This is a genomic window from Gluconobacter sp. Gdi, from assembly GCF_014132155.1.
Taxonomy (GTDB): Bacteria; Pseudomonadota; Alphaproteobacteria; order Acetobacterales; family Acetobacteraceae; genus Gluconobacter.
In genome coordinates this window covers 20,453-35,459 of the sequence record NZ_BLJQ01000015.1, presented here as the reverse complement: position 1 = coordinate 35,459, position 15,007 = coordinate 20,453, and the positions used below count along the sequence as shown (strand labels likewise).

At 56.8% G+C, this 15,007-nt stretch carries 21 protein-coding genes and 1 pseudogene; 17 read left to right on the top strand and 5 right to left on the bottom strand.

Features of this window, described 5'->3' with window-relative positions:
• Positions 1 to 194 (bottom strand): hypothetical protein (locus JN414_RS17025; protein WP_237390104.1); only part of this gene is annotated, 194 nt, incomplete at its 3' end.
• Between the two features lie 218 nt (positions 195 to 412).
• Between JN414_RS17025 and JN414_RS14805 the strand changes: the two genes are divergently transcribed.
• The 13 genes from JN414_RS14805 (at position 413) to JN414_RS14750 (ending at position 9,126) form a co-directional block, all read left to right on the top strand.
• Positions 413 to 559, top strand: coding sequence for a hypothetical protein (locus JN414_RS14805; RefSeq protein WP_194265280.1), 147 nt, complete (start codon positions 413 to 415; stop codon positions 557 to 559).
• 163 nt (positions 560 to 722) lie between these two features.
• Complete coding sequence (locus JN414_RS14800; protein WP_194265279.1) at positions 723 to 1,160, top strand: hypothetical protein; 438 nt, start codon at positions 723 to 725, stop codon at positions 1,158 to 1,160.
• A gap of 116 nt (positions 1,161 to 1,276) precedes the next feature.
• Positions 1,277 to 1,489: a transcriptional regulator domain-containing protein gene (locus JN414_RS17290; protein ID WP_166443806.1), complete on the top strand. Its 213-nt coding sequence runs from the start codon at positions 1,277 to 1,279 to the stop codon at positions 1,487 to 1,489.
• The gene (locus JN414_RS14795; protein ID WP_237390106.1) at positions 1,395 to 2,096 is read left to right on the top strand and encodes a DUF2285 domain-containing protein; all 702 of its coding nucleotides are present in this window, start codon (positions 1,395 to 1,397) and stop codon (positions 2,094 to 2,096) included. The genes JN414_RS17290 and JN414_RS14795 overlap by 95 nt, the downstream gene beginning before the upstream one ends.
• A gap of 211 nt (positions 2,097 to 2,307) precedes the next feature.
• Positions 2,308 to 2,574, top strand: coding sequence for an AlpA family transcriptional regulator (locus tag JN414_RS14790; RefSeq protein ID WP_081938982.1), 267 nt, complete (start codon positions 2,308 to 2,310; stop codon positions 2,572 to 2,574).
• A complete protein-coding gene (locus tag JN414_RS14785) occupies positions 2,571 to 3,398 on the top strand; it encodes a replication initiator protein A (protein ID WP_194265739.1) in 828 nt (275 codons plus the stop codon). Before JN414_RS14790 ends, JN414_RS14785 begins: the two co-directional genes overlap by 4 nt.
• Before the next feature lie 247 nt (positions 3,399 to 3,645).
• A complete protein-coding gene (locus JN414_RS14780) occupies positions 3,646 to 4,389 on the top strand; it encodes a site-specific DNA-methyltransferase (protein ID WP_194265277.1) in 744 nt (247 codons plus the stop codon).
• Positions 4,386 to 4,862, top strand: coding sequence for a DUF2840 domain-containing protein (locus JN414_RS14775; protein ID WP_194265276.1), 477 nt, complete (start codon positions 4,386 to 4,388; stop codon positions 4,860 to 4,862). Before JN414_RS14780 ends, JN414_RS14775 begins: the two co-directional genes overlap by 4 nt.
• On the top strand, positions 4,859 to 5,488 hold the full coding sequence (locus tag JN414_RS14770) for a S26 family signal peptidase (RefSeq protein WP_194265275.1): 630 nt from the start codon (positions 4,859 to 4,861) through the stop codon (positions 5,486 to 5,488). The genes JN414_RS14775 and JN414_RS14770 overlap by 4 nt, the downstream gene beginning before the upstream one ends.
• 54 nt (positions 5,489 to 5,542) lie before the next feature.
• Positions 5,543 to 5,884: a DUF736 domain-containing protein gene (locus JN414_RS14765; RefSeq protein WP_194265274.1), complete on the top strand. Its 342-nt coding sequence runs from the start codon at positions 5,543 to 5,545 to the stop codon at positions 5,882 to 5,884.
• Positions 5,881 to 6,477, top strand: coding sequence for a hypothetical protein (locus JN414_RS14760; protein ID WP_194265273.1), 597 nt, complete (start codon positions 5,881 to 5,883; stop codon positions 6,475 to 6,477). Before JN414_RS14765 ends, JN414_RS14760 begins: the two co-directional genes overlap by 4 nt.
• Positions 6,477 to 7,142 (top strand): lytic transglycosylase domain-containing protein, encoded by a 666-nt coding sequence (locus tag JN414_RS14755; protein WP_194265272.1) that lies wholly within the window; start codon positions 6,477 to 6,479, stop codon positions 7,140 to 7,142. Before JN414_RS14760 ends, JN414_RS14755 begins: the two co-directional genes overlap by 1 nt.
• 247 nt (positions 7,143 to 7,389) lie before the next feature.
• Positions 7,390 to 9,126 carry a VirD2 family relaxase/mobilization nuclease gene (locus JN414_RS14750; RefSeq protein ID WP_194265298.1) on the top strand — a complete coding sequence of 579 codons (1,737 nt, stop codon included), beginning with the start codon at positions 7,390 to 7,392 and terminating at the stop codon, positions 9,124 to 9,126.
• Positions 9,127 to 9,366: 240 nt separating this feature from the next.
• Here JN414_RS14750 and JN414_RS17285 read toward each other — a convergent pair whose 3' ends face one another.
• Positions 9,367 to 10,119, bottom strand: coding sequence for a helix-turn-helix domain-containing protein (locus tag JN414_RS17285; RefSeq protein ID WP_086898729.1), 753 nt, complete (start codon positions 10,117 to 10,119; stop codon positions 9,367 to 9,369).
• A 175-nt stretch (positions 10,120 to 10,294) separates the two neighbouring features.
• On the opposite strand from JN414_RS17285, the gene wecB reads away from it, so the two are divergent.
• From wecB to JN414_RS14730, 3 genes are all read left to right on the top strand, one after another.
• A complete protein-coding gene (wecB, locus tag JN414_RS14740; protein ID WP_089179464.1) occupies positions 10,295 to 11,443 on the top strand; it encodes a non-hydrolyzing UDP-N-acetylglucosamine 2-epimerase in 1,149 nt (382 codons plus the stop codon).
• Positions 11,444 to 11,491: 48 nt separating this feature from the next.
• Positions 11,492 to 12,196, top strand: a complete 705-nt coding sequence (locus tag JN414_RS14735; protein WP_194265271.1) for a hypothetical protein — start codon at positions 11,492 to 11,494, stop codon at positions 12,194 to 12,196.
• Positions 12,197 to 12,797: 601 nt separating this feature from the next.
• Positions 12,798 to 13,115 (top strand): putative quinol monooxygenase, encoded by a 318-nt coding sequence (locus tag JN414_RS14730; protein ID WP_086897449.1) that lies wholly within the window; start codon positions 12,798 to 12,800, stop codon positions 13,113 to 13,115.
• Between the two features lie 239 nt (positions 13,116 to 13,354).
• Here the strand turns inward: JN414_RS14730 and JN414_RS14725 are convergent, their stop codons facing one another.
• Both JN414_RS14725 and JN414_RS14720 read right to left on the bottom strand, forming a co-directional pair.
• On the bottom strand, positions 13,355 to 13,495 hold the full coding sequence (locus JN414_RS14725) for a hypothetical protein (protein ID WP_164076295.1): 141 nt from the start codon (positions 13,493 to 13,495) through the stop codon (positions 13,355 to 13,357).
• 9 nt (positions 13,496 to 13,504) lie between these two features.
• Positions 13,505 to 13,696, bottom strand: a complete 192-nt coding sequence (locus JN414_RS14720) for a transposase (protein ID WP_086897448.1) — start codon at positions 13,694 to 13,696, stop codon at positions 13,505 to 13,507.
• A gap of 60 nt (positions 13,697 to 13,756) precedes the next feature.
• On the opposite strand from JN414_RS14720, the pseudogene JN414_RS17280 reads away from it, so the two are divergent.
• Positions 13,757 to 13,975: pseudogene (locus JN414_RS17280) on the top strand (hypothetical protein); the annotation flags it as partial.
• A 67-nt stretch (positions 13,976 to 14,042) separates the two neighbouring features.
• Here JN414_RS17280 and JN414_RS14715 read toward each other — a convergent pair.
• Positions 14,043 to 14,966: a LysR family transcriptional regulator gene (locus tag JN414_RS14715; RefSeq protein WP_086897447.1), complete on the bottom strand. Its 924-nt coding sequence runs from the start codon at positions 14,964 to 14,966 to the stop codon at positions 14,043 to 14,045.
• Positions 14,967 to 15,007: the final 41 nt, after the last annotated feature.

Sequence of the window (15,007 nt, the reverse complement as noted above, 5' to 3'; positions counted from 1 at the left end):
TGTTCACCGACGAGGAAGGGGAAGGCTACACCCTCATCTGGACCCGGCCCCGCAGCCGGAACGGGGAGTAAGCTCCCCACCACCAACCCCGCCCGGTCTTCCCGGGCGGGGCCTTCCGGCACTTCTTTTCCCACGTGCTCTTCCGGGCGCGGGCGGCAGCGCTGGTCGCCCGACGTGAGACGCAAGAGGAACACGAGGCTTTCCCTCAGCCTTCCCATTGTACCATGCGCGAGGGCAAACCGCGTCAAGGACGCGTGGTCCCCCCAATTTTGCCCGACGCACCCCTGCGGGCGCGCCGAACAAAATCGGCTCCCCCACGCGCCGGCGAGCCGGTCGCCTGCGGCGATCCCTGACCCGGTCCACCCCGGCATGAGCCGGCGGCCTGTCTTCAAGAAACGAAAGGAGCAGGACGATGACCACGCACCACGGCCACATCCAGATGCTGCGCGCCGAACTGACCAGCTTTCACCTGAGCCGTCGCGAGCGCCAGCAGATCGAGCGCGAACTGGAGCATGCCATGGCGCAGATCGCAGCGACGCACCGGCGCTCGGACGAATGAGCCGGGCGGAACGGCAGTCCCATGCATGTAGGCGGGGAACACTTCTGGTAAGCCTGTTTGAGCAAAACATCCCCGCCAGATCATATCGGGTACGTCTTTTTTTCTGGAATAACTACAGAACAGTACGTATTATAATGTCCCGTACTGTTTGCCGGAGGTGGAGATGATTGTCATCGGGCTCATCTCGTGGGTCTTGGGGATCGCACTGCTCTGTTGGGTCTTCTTTAGCCTTGTATCCATTGTCGTGCCCACAATGGCGGGACTGATCGTCTTCTTCTGGACATATCGCATGGGTGCCGGATTGGCGGCCGTTCTTCCTGCCATTATTGCTGGTAGTCTCGTACTATGGCTATTTCGGGTAGCGCTGACGACGGCCCGGCGTCCCGAAATCAGACTTGCCGTCGTGCTTGCCTTCTGTTTTCCGGCCTCTGTTGCGGGATACTTCGCCACAACTGGATTGGCCGAGATCGGCATTTCTTCTCCGCTCATGCGGATCATCCTCGGAGTGTTGGGTGCCGCTGTCGTCGGGGCGGCCTCTTTTGCGCGGCTTGCCCCTGACGCTGATCTTGTGACCGGAACATTCCCTTCTCGACGCAATTAGCGCGTCCCTGGCGCTGTTCGGGCGCAACGGACGTTTGCCGACACGAACCGATCAGATGCTGCTTGTGATTGATCTTTGGATGACGCGTCCACGTGATGACAGGAGATTGACCGACGATGGAGACACGACCCGATTGGTATAGTCCCGGATTTCTGGACAGGGCGTTCACGCTCGACCTCCCTGATTTTGCGCAGGAGTTCCTCTCCCTGAATCAGGATTATGTGCGTGGATACCATGCATTTACCGGACTCTCCGACTCAGACGAGACGGTCCGCCAGCGCAATCTCGATGCTTTTGCACGTCAGTGGGGCCTCCGATTTCCCTGTTGACCCGTCCATCCCTGCGTGGGCTGCCCCTGCGCTTTGGGCGGCGGAGGCTCTCTCTGCCATCATCGCGCTGGTCCGCGCCCCTGAAATCTACACAGCCGCCACATTTACACCCCTGATCCTGACACCACACATTCATGCCGCAACCGCCGATGACGGCCTTCACGTCATCATGGGAGATCGGGCCGGACCGCTGCGGTTATGGATCGCCGATGACTGCCACGGCAGACCCGCTGTCGTGATTCCTCTTGATGAATCCTGTTGGGTACGTCTTCATCATTTGCGTCGCTTCATCGAGCATCTGTATGGCAGGAGGAGCGGTCCGTTGCCCAACGTCTTTCGCCCCACACGCTATAGAATCAGGCGTCTTGCCCACGCCTTGCAGGCGCTCACCGCCAAACGTTCCGGCGCCACGGCGCGTGACATCGCGGCCCTGACGGACCCCGAAGTGAAGTCTCTGAGCGGCTCTCTGTGGAAAGACGTTCACCAGCGTGCCCGCGTCGAACGCCTGCTGACGCTTGGGGAGCAACTTGCCGCCGGCGAATACCTCGCCTTGCTGCAATATGGTCGTCGTGCATTTCCGCAGACGACATCGCACACTCCCTGCTGAAAACAACCGTCTTCTCCATAAGGTGTTCTGATTCGCCTCGCCAGTAAACGCGACGCGGCGCCCACTGAACATAGTCTGTCTGCCGTGCTGATGGGGTGGACGATTCCTTGGGAGCCCCCTGTTTTCGTCCACCACCCCCGGCCTTTTTTTTCGCCAGTCTCCGCCCCGGTACGCGGCGTTACGCCACGTCCTGTTTCAGTGGAGAATAGTCATGGTCAGGAAAAGGCCCCAACCGAGACCGGCCCGGCATCTGCGGACCCCACAGGCTGCTGAATGGCTCGGTATTTCACCAAGAACACTTGAACGATACCGCACAATTGGCGGTGGTCCTGTCTTCTACAAGCTCGGTAACCGCGTCACCTATACAACTGGAGATCTGAAAACATGGGTCGAAAACGGCCTTTCAAAGTCTATTTTCTCTAAAAATTACATCCTCATGCGCGCGGGTGTCGCACGGCGCGGAAAGGGGCGATCATGACCCCCTGCATGCCCCGTCTCTTCATGTCCAACGCGTTCTTTGCGCTGGGGAAGGGACGCCGTCACGCCCCGCTGCGCTTCAGGCAGGGCAGTCAGAACATCCTCGTTTCGTCTCCGATGGCGCTTGCGACCATATGGGACGCTGACATCCTGATCTGGGCAACATCGACGATGATCGCGGCGCAGCGTTGCGGCGCCCCGATCCCGACAGTCCTTCAGGCCACACGGTATGAGATCCTCGGCTTTCCGGGGCGCTGCGTTTCGGGTGGGTATTACGAGCGTCTGCCAGACGGGCTCGAACGCCTCAGCCGGACCAATGTCGTCATGAGCGCGTCAGAATGGACTGATGAGCAGACCGGCGCGCCGTGGATCGAAGACTGGCGGATCTCCGCCGGCTTCGTCCAGATCCGTCTCGCCGGCTGGGTGCGCGAAGCGGTTCTCACGCCAAGGGCCGTGCTCGCGCTTGACCCGGCGTATTTTACCCTCACCAGCGGTCTCGAACGACTGCTCTACCTGATCGCACGCCGCCATGCCGGGCGGCAACGTGACGGCTGGGTTTTTGAGGTCGCCCATCTGCACCGCAAGACAGGAATTACCCAGACGCTCACAGCGTTCGTGGCGATCCTCCGGCGCATAGCCCGCAGCAACCCGCTTCCCGGTTATCGCATCGAACTATCCGATCTGAACTGGCCGGAACGGGTGCGCCTGAGGCCCGCTCCCGATGCGTCTGTGGATAAGTCTGTTGATATCCCTGTCGATAATTTTGTGCGGACACGCCTATCGACCAGTGAATCCACGCCTATCGCGTGCGAAAACCATCGATAAGGGACTGCAAAACAATGACAAATCGTCTCTCTCTAAAGAGTCTAAATAGACTCTCTTTGTACATGTGTACCGCGCGCGACCCTATGCATGGCCCATGGCGTGCGATCTTCTTCGTGCCGCAGGGCTGCGACATACGCCGAACCAATATCGGGAACGGTCCGTTTTTCCCGTCTCCTGTTCCACCTCGTCAGAGCCGTGGCCGCCAATTGAGCGGACGACGCGGGCAGGGCGCTGCGGAGACATCGCCATGACGCTGCTCTGCGGCGACTGCCGCGACCTCATGCCGGCGCAGGGACCGTATGACCTGATCCTTGCCGACCCGCCCTACGGCGAGACCTCCCTGTCGTGGGATCGGCGGGTCGAGGGCTGGCTGCCGCTGGCAGCACAAGCCCTGACGCCGTCCGGTTCGCTGTGGGTGTTCGGTTCCCTGCGCAGCTTCATGGCGACCGAGACGGACTTCCGGGTCGCCCGGCTGCGGCACGCGCAGGAAATCGTCTGGGAGAAGCAGAACGGCAGCGTGTTTCACGCTGACCGCTTCCGGCGTGTTCACGAACTGATCGTGCAGTTCTATCCCGCGACCGCCCGATGGCAGGACATCTACAACGAAGTGGCTACCACGGACGACGCCCGGGCGCGGACGGTGCGCCGTAAGCACCGGCCGCCGCACACCGGCGCCATCGCGGCATGCACCTATCGCAGCCTCGACGGCGGCCCGCGTCTCGCCCGCTCCGTGCAGCGTTTCCGCAACGTTCATGGTCGTGCCATCCACCCCACCGAAAAGCCGGTGCCGCTGCTCGACCTGCTGGTGCGCGTGAGCTGCCCGCCTGACGGCCTCGTCGGCGACTGGTTCGCCGGGTCCGGCGCGGCCGGCGTCGCCTGCCGGCTGGCCGGCCGCCGCTATGTCGGTTGCGAAATCGACCCGGACATGGCGCGGCGCGCCCGCGATCGCCTTGCCACCATCCTTCCCTTTCCCGTCGGAGAACCGTCATGAACGATCTTCGCGCTCCTACCGGTGCGCAGCTCGATCTGGTCTGGATCGAGACCCGCATCGAACACTGGCTGCGTTTCGGCATCCCCGAGACCAGCGTCAGAATTGATCGCCACAGGCGCCGCGTGAGTTTCGCAGCAGGCGATGTGTTTGCCCTGATGCGCTGGCTTGCCAGCGACACGGGCGCCGTCACGGTGTCCATCGACATTGTGCGAGCCATGCCGCCGGGCGAGCCATGCGCCGTTCTGCCATGGATCACGGGCGCTGCCGACAGGCTGCTGCGTCAGACCGGCGACGGGCCGGTTCGCGCGGTGCTCGATGCTATCACTCGCATCGAACGGCAGCCGTTTGACCCGCGCACTGTCTGCCCGGACTACTGGCGCGATCTCGACGCGCGACTGCGGGCCGGGCTGCCGCCCCCTCTTTACTGCCGCGCCCGCCATGAGGCGTGGCTATGGCGGAGAACCGCGTCATGACCCGGCGCGGCTGGTTGTTCACCACCTATTTCGCAGCACTCACGACACTGGCGACGATCGGTATCTCGCCCACGCCACACTGGATGTGGAACGCCACCGCCAGCGTGCCGGTCGGGCTGTATCGGGTCACGCCGACGGCCGCTCTGCGCGTCGGCGACATCGTGGCGCTGCATCTGCCCGAGCGCGACGCGACGCTGCTGGCGACGCGCGGCTATCTGCCCTTCGGCGTGCCGCTGCTCAAGCCGGTTGCAGCACTCGCCGGTCAGACCGTCTGTCGTGTCGGCCTGCGTGTCACCATCGACGGGAAGACGGTCGGAGAGGCCAAAGCCGTTGACCATCGGGGGCGTCCGCTACCCGGGTGGCGAGGGTGCCGTCATCTCGCGCCGGGGCAGGTCTTCGTCATGAACTCGGCGGTCCCGGCCAGTCTCGACGGACGCTATTTCGGTGTCCTGTCGGCCGACACCGTGATCGGTCGTGCCACCCCTGTCTACCTGCGCACGGGCGAGGCAGAGCCACCGCCTCCGCAGTTCGCAGCGCTTCCGGATCTGCCGGACCCGCGACCACGGTTCCCCACGATGCTGGTGCGTCCAGCGGTTCAGCGGCCGCCCGAGCCGCCGCTCGAGTGACGTCGTGACGTCGCCAGACCTTTTCACAATCCCTGACACGAAAGCTCTCAACCCATGACCCACATCGGTGTCTTCACGCGCACGGCGAGCGGCTTCGCCGGCCGCCTGCGCACACTCTCCCTCGACGCGGAACTGACCTTCGCGCGAGCCGAGAACACGGACGCGGAGAACGCGCCCGACTATCGCATCCATCTCGGTGACAACGCCGAGGCGCCCGAGATAGGGGCAGGCTGGACCCGCACCGGGGAACGCGCCGGCGAATACGTCGTGGTGCTGTTGGACGATCCGTCGCTCGCCCAGCCGATCCGCGCCACCCTGTTTCAGGCCGGTCGCGGCGGTCGTGTCTGGAACCTCGTCTGGACGCGCGCCGCCAAGCGTCAGGGAGGCCGGGAATGACGCGCGTCCGTCTCCGGCTCGGCTATGCCGACCCGCCCTACGTGAACTGCGCCCACCTCTATCGCGGACAGCCGGACTACGCGGGCGAGGTCGATCACGCGGCACTCGTGCGGCACCTCGACGCGACCTATGACGGCTGGGTGCTGCATGCCGCCGCGACACCGGCGTCGATCGCCACGCTGGCGCCGCTCGTCATGGACACCGGCGCGCGCTGGATGGTGTGGGTCAAGGGCTTCGCCGCCTTCAAGCGCAATGTTCCGGTCGCCTATGCGTGGGAGCCGGTCATCATCAAGGCGGCGCGGCGTCCTGTCGTCAGCCGTCGCCTGGTGATGCGGGACTGGATTCAGGAGAGCATCACCCTGCGTCGCGGACTGACCGGCGCCAAACCCGACGCCGTGTGTCACTGGGCGTTCGAGTTGCTGGGCGCCCATCCGGATGACGCGCTGGACGATCTCTACCCCGGCACCGGAGCGGTGACCCGGGCATGGGAGTCGTGGCGACGGAACTTCGTCCTGCCACAACTCTCCCTCTCGCCGCCGAAACGTCACCCGGATGATTCACCGCTGGACATGCTCATGCCGGAGGATTTGTGATGTCGAGAACGGTTTACTGTCGATGGGGCGCCCTGACGGTCGCCCGGTTCGGGCTCGCGCTGGCGCTCTCGCCGGTTCCGGGGCATGCACAGGATTTCGACGCGCTGGTGCGGGAGGCGGCCCGTCAGGCTGCTATCCCGCCGTCATGGATCCGCGGCGTGCTGCGCATCGAGAGCGGCGGCGATCGGCATGCCATATCGTCGGCGGGCGCTATGGGGCTGATGCAGATCATGCCCGGCACGTGGCGTGACCTGCGCCATACCCTCAATCTCGGCGCCGATCCGTTCGACCCGCACGACAACATCGTCGCCGGCGCCGCCTATCTGCGCTGGCTGCACGACCGCTACGGGGACGCCGGGTTTCTGGCCGCCTATAACGCCGGTCCCGGACGCTATGACGAGCATCTGGCGACCGGTCGACCGCTGCCCGACGAGACGCGGGCTTACGTGACTGCGGTCGCACGGCGGATGGGGGACAACGCTGTTTCGACATTTCTTCGTCAACTGCCGGAGGCTTCGCCAGTCTCGCACATTCCCAGTGAGAAGCTGTTCGTCGGTCCTGTGCGGGCTTCAACGAGTGGGACGATGACGACCGGTGTGAGCCTTGTCCCACCAGCTTCACCATCGGATCTCTTCGTTTCGGTCGGCTGGAGGGATGGACCATGACGGCATGGTGCATGCTGGCTCCTGCCTCGTTGCTACGTCCGGGTTTGGATGGGCACAGAAGGACGCTGGGGGAGGGGGTTGCGTATAGGCAGGATAAAAGCCGCGATGTGCGTCTCGGTTGGGGGTGGTTTTGTGGCGAATTTCTGCGGATTTCTGGCCCCCTCTGCGAGGTGCGGGCCGCTCTGAAGCCTGCTTCTCCCCGTTTCTGGCGGTTTCCGGCCATTTTGCGCACCTCGCGGGGATTTCCATGACAAAAGACGACGATTTCCGGGTTCGACCGGGTCGCATCCGCTCGCCCGGCACCCAGCGGGCACGGCCCTTCATTGCCCAGGCGCTGGCGGCCACTCAGCGGGCGGGGGGCATGGGACGAGGGAGGCAGGGCGGTGGTGGTCGCTCGACCTTCGGGCGCGGCCGTGTGGCGAGCGCGCATGCCAACCGTTTCCTCACCAGTCGCTCACGCGGGGTGGTGATCAAGGCGCGCGTTGTGAAGCATGGACCGCGCGCAGCACCACTGACTCCGCATCTCCGGTATCTGCGGCGCGAGGGTGTGACACAGGATGGCGAGAAGGCGAAGCTGTTCGGCCCCGAGCAGGACGAGGTCGATCCCAAAGCTTTCGCCGAGCGGTGCGCCGATGATCGTCATCATTTCCGCTTCATCGTTTCCCCGGATGATGCCGTGGAGATGCAGGATCTGAAGCGCTTCACGCGCGACCTGATGACGCAGGCTGAGCACGATCTTGGCACGAAGCTCGACTGGGTGGCCGTCGATCACTGGAACACTGAGCATCCCCACATTCATGTCATCGTGCGGGGCAAGGCCCAAGACGGCGAGGACCTGGTGATCGCGCGCGATTACATCCGGGAAGGCATGCGGGGTCGTGCGCAGGAACTCGTGACCCGCGAACTCGGTCTGCGCAACGATGTGGAGATTCGGCGCGCCGTTGAGCGCCAGGTCGAGGCCGACCGCTGGACGCAACTCGATCGGCAGCTTCAGCGCGATGCGGGTGAACATGGACTCATTGATATGCGCCCCTCACCGGATCGGCGGCCCGACACGTTCGAGGTGCTCAAGGTCGGCCGTCTCCGGCGCCTGGAAGGACTGGGGCTGGCGCGGCAGATCGAACTGGGCCGCTGGGCGCTGGAGGAGCACGCCGAGGCGACATTGCGTGAAATGGGGCAACGCAACGACATCATCAAACGGATTCATCGTGGCCTTGCCGAACAGGGTGTGGAACGACCGCAAGCGTCGTGGGTGCTGGCGAGCGACGAAGCGGAGCATCCTGTCCTCGGCAGACTGGTCGGGCGCGGGCTTGATGACGAGTTGAAGGGCACGGCCTTTGCGGTAGTAGACGGGATCGACGGACGAACCCATCATGTGCATCTTCCCAGCCTGGAAGCGACCACCGACGCACCGATGGGAGCGATCCTCGAACTGCGCCGGTTCGAGGACGCGAAAGGGCGAAGTCGGATCGCGCTGGCGGTGCGGTCGGACTTCACGCTGGAGCAGCAGGTAGAGGCGCAGGGGGCCACATGGCTGGACAGACAGGCCTTGGCCAACGAACCGCCAGAACTGGGTGGCGGCTTCGGGGCGGAGGTGCGGGACGCGATGCGTCGACGTGCGGATCATCTCGTGCGGGAAGGGCTCGCGCAGCGGGACGGGGAACGTGTCAGGTTCGAGCGGGGTTTGCTGTCCACGCTTCGAGAGCGCGAGCTGAGGGCTGCCGGGGAGAAACTCGCGCGGCAGGAAGGAAGGCCGTTCGATCCCGTTGCGCCGGGTGACAACGTGGCTGGTGTTTATCGTCAGCGCATCACTCTAGCGTCGGGACGATACGCGATGATCGACAACGGACTGGGGTTTCAGTTAGTTCCATGGACGCCAGCGATTGACAAGCAAATCGGAAAGGCGGTCTCCGGAACAACGCGGGGAAGTGGGGCAATCGCGTGGGAATTTTCAAAAAAGCGAATAATAGCGATCGGGATGTAAAGCCTGCGACATTAAGTCACTTGCGCATCTAAGCTGACCTTCTACCTCTAGAGCGTGGATGACAAAAATTTTCGTGGGACAAAAAAGAACATTGCTGACTTGCTTTTAAGCCATTCACCGGCTCATGCCGCCCGTTGACAACAGCGCAATTCATTCCATAAATTTCGCTTATTCCGCAGATGCTGAAATCTAGCTAGTTAATGCCTGCTGCTTCCCGCAGAATTACATGTACAAATATCACTAATCACCGACCTCGCCGTCCCGACGTGACGGTAATCTTATATTATTCCCCACAATTTCTTGCAGTCTCCGCATTAGAATCCAACCATGTTGTTCTAGCTTCTTCCTGTCTAACAGACGGCGAGACCCGTATAAACCTACAGCTGCGACAACTTCTCCGTGCTGCCATACGGGTGATGCGACCCCGTGGACATCTGCGACGGAGTATCCCAAATCCAACGCGTAACCCTTCGCCTCAGCTGAAGCCAAGCGTGCTTGCACAGCCGGTGTCGACAAAAGACCTCGTAGATCTGCATGACATCTCATAACCCGTATGTGAGCCAAAAATAATATGGCTGACGCAGAATGTATGCCTATACTTTCACTATAGAACGCAGTGTTACGCGGATCGTTATGGCCGTCGACAAAGGAATTCGCATAGCGCACTAAGTGTAGCTCCGGGAGGGCTATATATGTGTTAAAACCCGGTGTTCGAGAGTAATCCCGAGCTATACATGCGATGTCCTCTAGGAGATTAAGATCGTGAATGCCTAAAGAAGTAGGCTGGCCAAACTTGCCTGCAATTTTATAATTCCGTGTAACGCCATCTCGAATGACATATCCGCGAGTCACTAAGGTTTTTAGCAGATTATGACAAGTTGATACTTCGAGTTCCAGAGCGCCAGCAAGTTCACTGAGTTTGAAGCCCTGATCTTGGGTCGCGAGTGATTCAAGGATTGCGAGAGCTCGACTCACCGATTGGATAATCGCCATATCAAAACCTCAGCATTCAAGCGAGAGGTTACGTTTAATATATCCATACCGGTCCGTACGCAATAAAAATTGACATTCTTCCGTTCTTCAGAGTAGGGTGGGTTTGTGCCGTATTGGTCGGCACAGTTCTGTTCCTGGATGAGCACCTAGGTAATCAAGCAGAACGGAGAGACCAATGATCAACATAGCTTTCATTATCGGAACACGGCCTGAAATCGTAAAATGCGCACCGCTTTACGCGGCGCTGCAGGAAGACAAAAATTTCTGTCCTCGAATTATAGCGACGGGGCAGCATCGTGAGATGGCGGATGAGACGTTTGAGGCGTTCGGTATAATTCCCCAAATTAATCTCGGAATAATGCGAGCAGGACAGAGTCTCACCCAGGTTACTCAGAGAGCTCTCGAAGGTCTCGACGCGACTGTAGTACCTGGAGAACTTGACGCAGTTATAGTTCACGGTGACACAGCATCCACGCTTGCTGGCGCCATATACGCATTTCAAAATAGGATACCACTGATCCATGTCGAAGCTGGACTTCGCAGTCACCATGCAGGATCTCCATTTCCCGAGGAGGCTAATCGTAAATTAGTCGGGCAAATAGCTAATCTACATTTAGCTCCCACGGAGGGCGCCAGAGCAAACTTGCTAAGAGAGGGCATTCACAGCGATGCTATATTTGTGACAGGAAATACGGTAGTTGATGCACTACAGAATTTTATCAGTAATAATAGAACACCGCGCTCGGAACAAATCGAATTTATAGTATCGCGTCAAAAGCCAATAATAATAGCCTCCGCACACCGACGCGAGGGTTGGCATGACTTGGCAGAAGTCGCCAGCGCGCTACGGGAAATTGCAAGGCTAAACGACGTCAGTTTAGTTGTTCCTCTCCACAAAAACCCCATCGTTCGCGAGGCTTTTGTTCCGGCGCTTTCAGGATTAGAAAACGTGTTCCTCATTGAACCGCTTTCCTATCCAGAATACGTAGATCTTCTCAATAATTCTTCCCTTATTATCTCGGATAGTAGCGGCGCTGAAGAAGAGGGACCTACCCTTGGAATACGAACTCTGGTCCTGAGGACAGTAACCGAACGTCCTGAAGCCGTCTCAACGGGGGTAGCGAAATTAACTGGCCGTGATCTGAAAAGTATTTTGAACAATGCCACTGATGCGCTGGTAGAGATACACAATCAAGGAGATCGCGTTCATCTGGGACAGCCCTATGGGGACGGCAACGCCTCGGCACGGTGTGTTGCTGCGATTGCAAAATATTTTGGGAAACTGCCAGCGGACCATATCGCGTATCAATGGAGCATTATATAGAGCCCAACATTTAGCAATATCTCTCGACAAATATGAAGGGAATATACAATGTCTCGAACGGTAAATGACCAGTTAGAGATCTCTGCTGACCACGGTATCAAGTTGTCATTCGCTGCGCGCGCGCAAGAACTCCTCATGAATCACCAAATGATTGTCGTTAATATAGGCGAAGAGACGGCTTACGCAGAAGGGTCTCCTCCAAGTGCGCTTAGGCCATTCTCTTCCCGCCACTACCAACGCGGGAGCCGATTAACAGGAAACAACTTGTTATTAGTAGATTTAGATGTGATCCCAAAAAAAATGAGCTGCGTTAAGCAGTTAGGATGGAAAGAATTTAAACTTGATCCCGCCACAAACGGTTATGGCGAGCTTTGGAAGTCGCCGCGAATAAAAATCGGAACGATTCCAATTGATCTCGATATAATAACAATGCCTCAAAAGGGAAACCTTGGTCCGCGCCTATTTACTGTTTATGCAAATTTTTGGTTCGCGTCTGCCGGAAGCCATTGTGGAATTCACGACAAACATGATTTCTTAGAAATACACACTCAATTATACGGAGTCGGAATTATGCAAAAATTTCGTTCCCAGAAATATAATTCAATTATCGAGCAAGATATACTGGCACCAGGCACAACAACTTCTGAACCATTCTGCTCAGAGATCGCCGAAGGAGAGTTTTCATACCCTTTTCATCAGTATTTTGCTGAAACAGATTGTGTTTGGATGGCACTGGAATACTTTCTGATTTAAAAAAAATAATTTGTTGCGAATTATTATCTGATAACTAGACTCGTTACGGAAACAACATACCTGATTTTGCGAAATTATGCGTATAATATTATTTAAACCAAGATTATCTCATTACAAATGCCGAATTAATGGCGGTTTATATCATATGGCCCCCTCAATAAAATATGTATAAAAAAATAAATTGATCACTTTCCGTGCTATATTTCCCGACTGAAACCTAGTTTTTTGGCAATTGTCAATGAGATGCAAATGTAAGAGATATTCTCCAAATTTAGTCGTTAGTTTTTCTGATCCTTGTGCCGTTAAATTCAGTAGTTTAGTACATCTCCCTACATGATTTTTATAGTTTAAAGGGATTAAGACGAAAATCGTAACCGGAAAGTGGCTTTGGTATTTCGTGTAGTATCAAGAAACCAACGTATTTGTGCCATTCAGAGAGTTTTTATCGCTGCTCCCGTCTTTTTCCACATTATGGAAATTATTAAGAAATCACGTTCTCTCCATGAATAGATGGTGTTCTATGAGAGGTGCTCACCAGGGACAACCCAACATCTTCCAGAACAATAGTTCCTGGAAGTTCTTTCCAAGAAGGACAACATAAATGACGAGAATAGTAACGGTGGTAGCACAACTTACCGCGAAGCCTGGACAAGAGGAAGAGCTGGGGAAGCGTCTTCGTTCGGGTATCAAACCAACTCTTGCTGAGGACGGGTGCATCACATATGATCTGCACCGTTCCACAGATAACCCCGCTACATGGATGTTTTATGAACATTGGGCGACTCAAGCGGACCTCGACCGACATACAAAATCGCCTCATTTTCTGGCGTTTAGGGCATCGAAAGACGAAGTCCTTGCTGAAGAGATGAGAGTGGAATATTTTCAGCCTGATATCAGTATGAATATTTATAATACGTAAGCATAAAATCTTCGTATGCGAGACCGGACATGGTCGCAATTACTAAAATCATGTCCGGTCCAAACAGATTTTGTGGATATAGAATGTCCTTCAATGCCATAGGCGCAGACTTCCGGTCTTTCGAGGCGATGAAATCCAGCGAATGGCGCAGCAGATGAACGATACAGTCTGCACTAGAGCGTTTTCCGCTCAAAACGGTTCGCGAAAAACGTTCCGGTTGTTTGTTTTTGCGAGCATCTTCACCCGTTCAGATGATTCCATCTGAACGGGATCTGCTCTAGGGTTTCGGAGAAGGCGGTACGGATGGCATCGAGGAAGCCTTTTAGCCCGTCGATGAGGACGAAGATATCCTCATGGTCGCGATGGTGTAGTTCTTTCATGACACGGAGTCAGAATTTGTCGCGTTCGTTCTGCTCGATCCACAGGTCGATGACTTGCTTGGTACCGTCGACGGGTACGCCCAGTGCAATGGGCACCGCCTTGTTGCGCACCACGCTCTCGTCTCGGGTCTTCACCCGGAATGCATCGAAGAACACGACTGGGTAGACTGTCTCCAGCGACTGGTTCTGCCGTCCCGTCACATCTCCAGCACGGCGTCGGTGATGACGCTGATTGGGCCCGGCGACGCTTCCAGGCCATAGATTGCAAGTAGATGGCCGTGGATCTCGCCCGCGTTCATCCCGTGTGCTTACATCGAGATGATCCTGTTGTCGAAGTCGTGGGTCCGCCGGCCTCTCCTCGTGAAGGACGACGAATAGCGGATTGATGTCGCAGAGGCCATGATCCACATCGCCATGGGAAGCCTCATGCTCAGCAGAAACGTTCATCCGTGGCTTCCCCAAAAAGGCTCCGAGACCTGATATTACGTCGCAAGAGATAAGGATAGAGGTAGAGGAAGTTCAGTATTGTTTTGAATTATTTCATAATTTAGAGAGTGTTTTGTTTGTGCCGCGATGATTCATTAAGAGAATTCTTCAGGAATGTTATTAATAACTTAATGTTACGATTGTGTCTATGTTTTCCGTGATACACTACATTTACCTGTTCAGCCATTTCTGTTCTGAATTCGGAAAGCAATTCGACAAGTTTTCCTTCTCTTATTTCATCATCAACGTGAAAACGGGCTAGCCGCGTAATCCCTACGCCCATCAATGCAAATTGCCGAGCAGAATCACCATTGTTCACACGAAGACGAGGCGATGTCGGTATGAAGCGATATATTTTTTTCTCGACTTGAAATGGCCAACTCATCGTTTTTCTTTTGAAATTATAAGCGATGCAATCATGGTTATTAAGATCGGTCGGTTTCTCGGGGAATCCCTCCCTATGTAAGTAATCGGGCGAAGCGACAACAATGTAAGGGCTATCTAGCAGCCGTTGAGCAATTAACGTGGAATCGCGGAGTGGTCCCACCCGTACTGCCAAATCGACTTGAGCCTCTACGAGATCTACGACAGTGTCATCTAGATAAATATCAAGATTAACGTGCTGATGAATTCTGCAAAATTCTGCGAGCAGCGGTGATAGTAAAAGACGTCCAAAAGGTATGCTCGACGTGATCTTAATCGTCTGCCCGGGAGAACTAGAAGAATATCCTCGTATTTTCTTGTCGAGTTCGCATAGGTCATCTAGAATATTCTTGGACTCCTCATAATAATAAGCCCCGATTTCTGTTATCCAAATTTTTCTCGGAGATGTATGGACTAGAGTAGCTCCTAGTCTTGCCTCAAGCCTGGATAATGACTTGCTGACAGCAGAGGGCGTAAGCCCAAGCTTCCTAGCAGCCTCGGACAAACTGAGATTTTCAACTATTGCAACGAAAACACGCATTTCCGCGATATCTTGAGTCATGGATTACTCCGGTGTTGCTCTCAATTCACTTTAATTATGCC

Excerpts from the sequence above, each read along its gene's own strand:
- JN414_RS14805 (WP_194265280.1), top strand. The coding sequence starts at position 413 with ATGACCACGCACCACGGCCACATCCAGATGCTGCGCGCCGAACTGACC.
- JN414_RS14780 (WP_194265277.1), top strand. The coding sequence starts at position 3,646 with ATGACGCTGCTCTGCGGCGACTGCCGCGACCTCATGCCGGCGCAGGGA.
- JN414_RS14775 (WP_194265276.1), top strand. The coding sequence starts at position 4,386 with ATGAACGATCTTCGCGCTCCTACCGGTGCGCAGCTCGATCTGGTCTGG.
- JN414_RS14800 (WP_194265279.1), top strand. The coding sequence starts at position 723 with ATGATTGTCATCGGGCTCATCTCGTGGGTCTTGGGGATCGCACTGCTC.
- JN414_RS14735 (WP_194265271.1), top strand. The coding sequence starts at position 11,492 with ATGTCTCGAACGGTAAATGACCAGTTAGAGATCTCTGCTGACCACGGT.
- wecB (WP_089179464.1), top strand. The coding sequence starts at position 10,295 with ATGATCAACATAGCTTTCATTATCGGAACACGGCCTGAAATCGTAAAA.
- JN414_RS14730 (WP_086897449.1), top strand. The coding sequence starts at position 12,798 with ATGACGAGAATAGTAACGGTGGTAGCACAACTTACCGCGAAGCCTGGA.
- JN414_RS14785 (WP_194265739.1), top strand. The coding sequence starts at position 2,571 with ATGACCCCCTGCATGCCCCGTCTCTTCATGTCCAACGCGTTCTTTGCG.
- JN414_RS14765 (WP_194265274.1), top strand. The coding sequence starts at position 5,543 with ATGACCCACATCGGTGTCTTCACGCGCACGGCGAGCGGCTTCGCCGGC.
- JN414_RS14770 (WP_194265275.1), top strand. The coding sequence starts at position 4,859 with ATGACCCGGCGCGGCTGGTTGTTCACCACCTATTTCGCAGCACTCACG.
- JN414_RS14725 (WP_164076295.1), bottom strand. The coding sequence starts at position 13,495 with ATGAAAGAACTACACCATCGCGACCATGAGGATATCTTCGTCCTCATC.
- JN414_RS17285 (WP_086898729.1), bottom strand. The coding sequence starts at position 10,119 with ATGGCGATTATCCAATCGGTGAGTCGAGCTCTCGCAATCCTTGAATCA.
- JN414_RS14755 (WP_194265272.1), top strand. The coding sequence starts at position 6,477 with ATGTCGAGAACGGTTTACTGTCGATGGGGCGCCCTGACGGTCGCCCGG.
- JN414_RS14750 (WP_194265298.1), top strand. The coding sequence starts at position 7,390 with ATGACAAAAGACGACGATTTCCGGGTTCGACCGGGTCGCATCCGCTCG.
- JN414_RS14790 (WP_081938982.1), top strand. The coding sequence starts at position 2,308 with ATGGTCAGGAAAAGGCCCCAACCGAGACCGGCCCGGCATCTGCGGACC.
- JN414_RS17290 (WP_166443806.1), top strand. The coding sequence starts at position 1,277 with ATGGAGACACGACCCGATTGGTATAGTCCCGGATTTCTGGACAGGGCG.
- JN414_RS14795 (WP_237390106.1), top strand. The coding sequence starts at position 1,395 with ATGCATTTACCGGACTCTCCGACTCAGACGAGACGGTCCGCCAGCGCA.
- JN414_RS14715 (WP_086897447.1), bottom strand. The coding sequence starts at position 14,966 with ATGACTCAAGATATCGCGGAAATGCGTGTTTTCGTTGCAATAGTTGAA.
- JN414_RS14760 (WP_194265273.1), top strand. The coding sequence starts at position 5,881 with ATGACGCGCGTCCGTCTCCGGCTCGGCTATGCCGACCCGCCCTACGTG.